Origin of the sequence: Halomonas sp. (assembly GCF_041689495.1) — a bacterium.
Taxonomy (GTDB): domain Bacteria; phylum Pseudomonadota; class Gammaproteobacteria; order Pseudomonadales; family Halomonadaceae; genus Halomonas.
In genome coordinates this window covers 1-5,246 of the sequence record NZ_JBDNGD010000076.1, presented here as the reverse complement: position 1 = coordinate 5,246, position 5,246 = coordinate 1, and the positions used below count along the sequence as shown (strand labels likewise).

Below are 5,246 nucleotides of genomic sequence, written 5' to 3'. Positions count from 1 at the left end.
TCGCCGGGCCCTGCCGCAGGCTGGCGTTCAGGTCATGCAGGGCGCTGCGCAGGCCTTCCTCGAGCACCGGGTGGTAGAAGGGCATCTCGAGGATGCGGCTCACACTTAGCTTCTGCTCCAGCATCCAGGCCAGCAGGTGCGCCATGTGCTCCACCCGCGGGCCGAACAGCTCGGCACGGCTGGTGCCGATGGTGGCTATCTGCGGGTCGGTGAAGACCACGTCATCGCCGTCGCGCTCGATGCGCTCCACCTTGGCGTCAGGGTCGACATAGAACTCCTCGTTGAAGGTGCGGTCGGCGTAGTCCCTCACGGCCTCGTCCTGGAAGGGCCCCAGGGCGCCGCCTACGCCGAAGACCCGCAGGCGCACGCCTAGCCGGTGCAGCGCCTGGCCGAGCTCCAGGCCGAGCACGCCGGGGCCGAACACGGCGACCGACTCGGGCAGGTCGTCCCACTCGAAGACGGCGTCGTTGACGACCAGCCGGTCGCCGGCCGCCTCGAAGAAGCCCGGCCAGGTGCCGCGCGAGCCGGTGGCGATGATGATGTTGCGGGCCGACACGCGGGTATGGTCGCCGACCATCAGGGTGTGCGGGTCGTCAAAGCGCGCATGGCCCTCGAGACGGTTCTCCTCGCCGAGGCGCTCCACCGTCTTCAGTACGCTCCCCACGAAGCCGTCACGCTCGCGCTGGACGCGTTCCATGACGGCCCGGCCATCCACCTCGACCGTGCCGACCCGCACGCCGGCGCTGCCGGCCCCGATGATGGCGATATCGACCTCACGTTCCTGCATCTGGCTCTCCTCCCGTCGGTGTCCATTCATCCACTATGGCACACCATGGGGGGCTCAAGCGCAGAGCAAGCGCGGCGTCTTGACTCAGGACAGGCGCGCCGGTGGCCTGCGGCGAGGACGCCCATCCGGCCCGCGTCAATGCTCGCCGTGACGGCGGGCGAACGGGTCCTCTGCGAGGTGGCACAACGGCTGGCGGGCTGCGTACGTGACGCCGATACCCTGGGGCGAATTCGCGGGCGTGTTCTGTTCTGATATACTGCGCACCCGGAGTGCTTCGTCATGTGCGGCCTTCCTCTCCATGGTGCGGCCTTCCTCTCCATGCCTTGCCCGCCTCGAAGGCGATATCGCGTCCTTGTAGCTGGCGCCTCCCGTTCAGGATCGACACCTTGCCAGACTTCACCTTCGCCACCCTGCCGCTGGCACCGGAACTGCTGACCAACCTCGATTCCCTGGGCTATCATGCCATGACGCCGATCCAGGCCGAGAGCCTGCCGCCGATGCTGGCCGGCCGGGACCTGATCGCCCGGGCCATGACTGGCTCGGGAAAGACGGCAGCGTTCGGCCTTGGGCTGCTCTCGCGGCTCACGCCGTCGAGCGCCCGGGTGCAGGGGCTGGTGCTCTGCCCGACCCGCGAGCTGGCCGATCAGGTGGCCGGCGAGCTTCGTCGGCTGGCGCGAGCCCTGCCCAACATCAAGGTGCTGGTCCTGTGCGGCGGCGTGCCGATCGGCCCCCAGTTGGCCTCCCTGGAACACGGCGCCCATCTGGTGGTGGGCACGCCGGGGCGGGTACAGGACCACTTGCGCAAGGGCTCGCTGGTTCTTGCTGGGCTCACTACACTGGTGCTGGACGAGGCAGATCGGATGCTCGACATGGGCTTTCAGCCCGCCATCGAGGCGATCATCGAGGAGACGCCGGCCGGTCGACAGACATGGCTGTTCAGTGCCACCTATCGTGAGGGTGTTCGTGCCGTCGCCGATGCCCTGATGCGTGACCCGGTGACCGTGGAGGCCACCGAGGTCCATGATGAGACCACCATCCAACAGCATTTCCACCGGGTGACGGACGATGCGGCACGCTTCGAGGCGCTGTGCCTGCTGTTGCGTTACCATCGCCCGCCGTCCAGCGTGGTGTTCTGCAATACCCGGCGCGAGACCCTGGAGATCGCCGACGCCCTCGATGCCGCCGGCTTCAGTGCCCTGGCCCTGAATGGTGATCTCGAGCAGCGCGACCGCGACCGGATCCTCGAGCTCTTCACCAATCGCAGTGTCTCGATCATGGTGGCCACCGACGTAGCGGCCCGGGGGCTGGATATCGATGCCCTGGATGTGGTCTTCAATTACCGGATCGCTCGCGAGCTCGAGGCGCATGTCCATCGCATCGGGCGTACCGGCCGGGCGGGGCGCTCAGGTCAGGCATTCACCCTGGTGGGTGAGTCGGAAGGCTACCGCCTCGAGGCACTGGGTGAGTTGCTCGGCGAGACCCTGGAGGTGGAACCGCTCCCCTCCGGCCGAGGCCTGGATACCCGACCCCTGCGGCCGGCCATGGTCACGCTCCAGCTCGACGGCGGCAGGAAGCAGAAGGTCCGCACCGGTGATATCCTTGGAGCCCTGACAGGCGATGGCGGCATTGCCGGTGATCAGGTCGGCAGGATCAAGGTGCTGGAACGCAGTGCCTATGTTGCCGTGCAACGCGATGTCGCGGCGGCCGCGCTGGATCAACTGGGCGCGGGGAAACTCAAGGGGCGTTCGTTTCGCGCCCGGCGTGTCTCACGCTGATTGATCATCAAAGGACCTATGAAGATACCCAAACGATTACAACCGTTGATCGATGACGGCATGATCGATGAAGTCGTCAGCCAGTTGATGAGCGGGAAGGAAGCCCAGGTCTTCGTGGTGCGCTGCGGCGATGAACGGCGCTGTGCCAAGGTCTTCAAGGAGGCGAAGCAGCGCAGCTTCAAGCAGGCGGTGCAGTATCAGGAAGGCCGGAAGGTACGCAACAGCCGCCAGGGCCGGGCGATGGCCAAGAAGTCCCGCTATGGCCAGAAGGAACACGAGCAGGCCTGGCTCAATGCCGAGGTCGATGCTCTCTATCGCCTGGCGCAGGCGGGCGTGCGGGTTCCCCAGCCCCATGGCTTCGTCGATGGCGTCCTGCTCATGGAAATGATCCAGGATGCGGACGGCCAGGTGGCTCCCCGCCTGGATGAGATCACCCTCTCGGCCGAGCAGGCCCGGGACTATCACGCACAGCTGGTCCGGGAGGTCGTGCGGATGCTCTGTGCCGGCCTCATCCACGGCGATCTCTCCGAATTCAATGTGCTGATCGACCCCCGGGGTCCGGTGGTCATCGATCTGCCTCAGGCGGTGGATGCCGCCGGCAACAACAGTGCGGAGGCGATGCTCGAGCGCGACGTGGACAACCTGCGGCGCTACTTCGGGCGTTTCGCTCCGGATCTGCTGGGCACCGACTATGGCAAGGAGATCTGGGCCCTCTACGAATCCGGCGACCTGCATCCGGACAGCGAGCTGACCGGCTGCTTCGCCCATGACACCTCGCGGGTGGAAGTCGACGACCTGCTGGCGGTGATCGAGGATGTCCGCGACGAGGAAGCCGAGCGTCAGGCCGCCCGTTCCCGCGGCCCCGAGCCCGGGGTCGAGGAAGCCGCCGAGGAGTGGCGGGAAACCCAGCGGGACCGCTGAAGCAGAACCAGTGAAACCCACCATGAGCGGGGTGGCCATGGCCGGCCATATTGCAGGCCACAGTGCCGGCCGCTGTCGTCACGAGCCGCAGTCTTCAGGACAGAACCGGAGGGGTGCGGCGCCTCACGCCTCGCTTGCGATCTCGGCGCTGTGGAAGACGTTCTGCACGTCGTCCAGGTCGTTCAAGGTGTCGATAAGCTTCTCGAACATGGCCACATCGTCGCCTTCGATCGGGGTCGTGGCCTGGGGCACGAACTGTATCTCGTCGACCTCGAAGTCGAGTTCACCGAAGGCATCGAGCAGTGCCTGCTTGGCCTTGGCATAGTCGGTGTGGGGGGCAAAGACGGTGATCCGGCCGTCCTCGTTCTCGATGTCGGTGACATCCACGTCGGCTTCCATCAAGGCCTCTAGGGTGGCCTCCTCGTCGTCGCCCAGGAAGGCGAGGATGGCGCAATGGTCGAACATGTGACTGACGCTGCCCGGGGTGCCGATCTTGCTCTTGGTCTTGGTGAAACAGCCGCGTACGTCACCGAAAGTGCGATTGGGATTGTCGGTCAGGCAGTCGACGATGACCATGGCATTGCCGGGACCAAAGCCCTCGTAGCGGGCCGCGGAGAAATCCTCGCCGCCCACGCCACTGGCCTTGTCCAGCGCCTTGTCGATCACGTGACTGGGCACCTGATCCTTCTTGGCACGCTCGATCAGGCCGCGCAGGGAGAGGTTTCCCGCCGGGTCGGTGCCCCCCTGCTTGGCGCAGACGTAGATCTCGCGACCATACTTGCTGTACACCTTGGTCTTGGCGTCGGCCGTCTTGGCCATGGATTCCTTGCGATTCTGGAAGGCCCTGCCCATAGCATTATCCTGTCAGCTGGCAATATGTGGCAGGATTCTACGAAACCGCACCGCCAGGGAACAGCCCTTATTTCAGGTTCACACCGGAGCCTCGCCCCATGGATCATCACGCCTATCGTCATGTCCTCGCCGAACACCTCGCCGAGAGCGAGCTGCCCTTTCCCCTCGCCGAGTTAGAGATGCGGCGAGGGCGGGTCCGCCAGGCCATGCAGGCGGCAGGGTTCGAGGCCCTGCTTCTCACAGACCCCGCCGATATCTACTACCTGACCGGCTACCACACCTTCGAGGTCTCGGTGGTTACCTGCCTGGTGGTCTCCCTCGACCGGCTGGTGCTGCAGGCGCCTTCCATCGAGACGGGCCCGGCGGTGGTCACCGCCTCGGTGGACGAGATCATCGGTTATCGCTGGGAGGGCATCGACGAAGTCATCGGCCCCCTGGCCGAGACCCTGGCGCCGTTTCGGACCATCGGCATCGATCTCTACGGCGCCGGTTTGCGCTTCGGGGTGATCCGCGAGCTTCAGGCCCGCCTGGGGGCCGCGCGCTTCCGGGATGATGGCGGGGACCTGATCGATCGGATCCGCATCGTCAAGACACCGGCCGAGCTCGATTGCCTGCGCGAGAGTGCACGGATCACAGCCAGGGGCCTGCGCGCCGCCGAGGCGATCATCGCCCCAGGTGTCACCGACAACGAGGTGGCGGCGGAGGGCAGTCGGGCCCTGCTGGCGGCGGGCAGCGAGTTCATGAGCCTGCAGCCCATCGTCACCAGCGGGCGACGCATCAGCATCATCCACGTCAACCACAAGCGCCGGGTGATCGAGGCCGATGATCCGGTGTTCCTGGAGTTCGGCTCGGCCTTCCAGCGCTATACCGCGCCGATGATGCGTACTGCCGTGGCCGGGCGCGCGCATCCG

Annotated in this window: 5 protein-coding genes; 3 read left to right on the top strand and 2 right to left on the bottom strand. The window is 66.1% G+C overall.

The window, feature by feature from the left end; translation table 11 throughout:
• Positions 1–787, bottom strand: a 787-nt coding sequence (locus tag ACESMD_RS02530) for an FAD-dependent oxidoreductase (RefSeq protein ID WP_372610048.1), incomplete at its 3' end; no start/stop codon positions are given.
• 386 nt (positions 788–1,173) lie between these two features.
• Between ACESMD_RS02530 and dbpA the strand changes: the two genes are divergently transcribed.
• Both dbpA and ACESMD_RS02520 read left to right on the top strand, forming a co-directional pair.
• Positions 1,174–2,562 (top strand): ATP-dependent RNA helicase DbpA, encoded by a 1,389-nt coding sequence (dbpA, locus tag ACESMD_RS02525; protein WP_372610046.1) that lies wholly within the window; start codon positions 1,174–1,176, stop codon positions 2,560–2,562.
• Positions 2,563–2,580: 18 nt separating this feature from the next.
• Positions 2,581–3,483 (top strand): PA4780 family RIO1-like protein kinase, encoded by a 903-nt coding sequence (locus tag ACESMD_RS02520; RefSeq protein ID WP_372610044.1) that lies wholly within the window; start codon positions 2,581–2,583, stop codon positions 3,481–3,483.
• 123 nt (positions 3,484–3,606) lie between these two features.
• Here ACESMD_RS02520 and ACESMD_RS02515 read toward each other — a convergent pair whose 3' ends face one another.
• On the bottom strand, positions 3,607–4,335 hold the full coding sequence (locus tag ACESMD_RS02515; protein WP_372610042.1) for a YebC/PmpR family DNA-binding transcriptional regulator: 729 nt from the start codon (positions 4,333–4,335) through the stop codon (positions 3,607–3,609).
• A gap of 98 nt (positions 4,336–4,433) precedes the next feature.
• Between ACESMD_RS02515 and ACESMD_RS02510 the strand changes: the two genes are divergently transcribed.
• Positions 4,434–5,246: M24 family metallopeptidase (locus ACESMD_RS02510; protein ID WP_372610040.1), on the top strand; the 813-nt coding region annotated here is incomplete at its 3' end.

What these genes read in the sequence shown, in the direction of transcription:
- ACESMD_RS02515 (WP_372610042.1), bottom strand. Translation starts at nt 4,335, where the DNA reads ATGGGCAGGGCCTTCCAGAATCGCAAGGAATCCATGGCCAAGACGGCC.
- ACESMD_RS02520 (WP_372610044.1), top strand. Translation starts at nt 2,581, where the DNA reads ATGAAGATACCCAAACGATTACAACCGTTGATCGATGACGGCATGATC.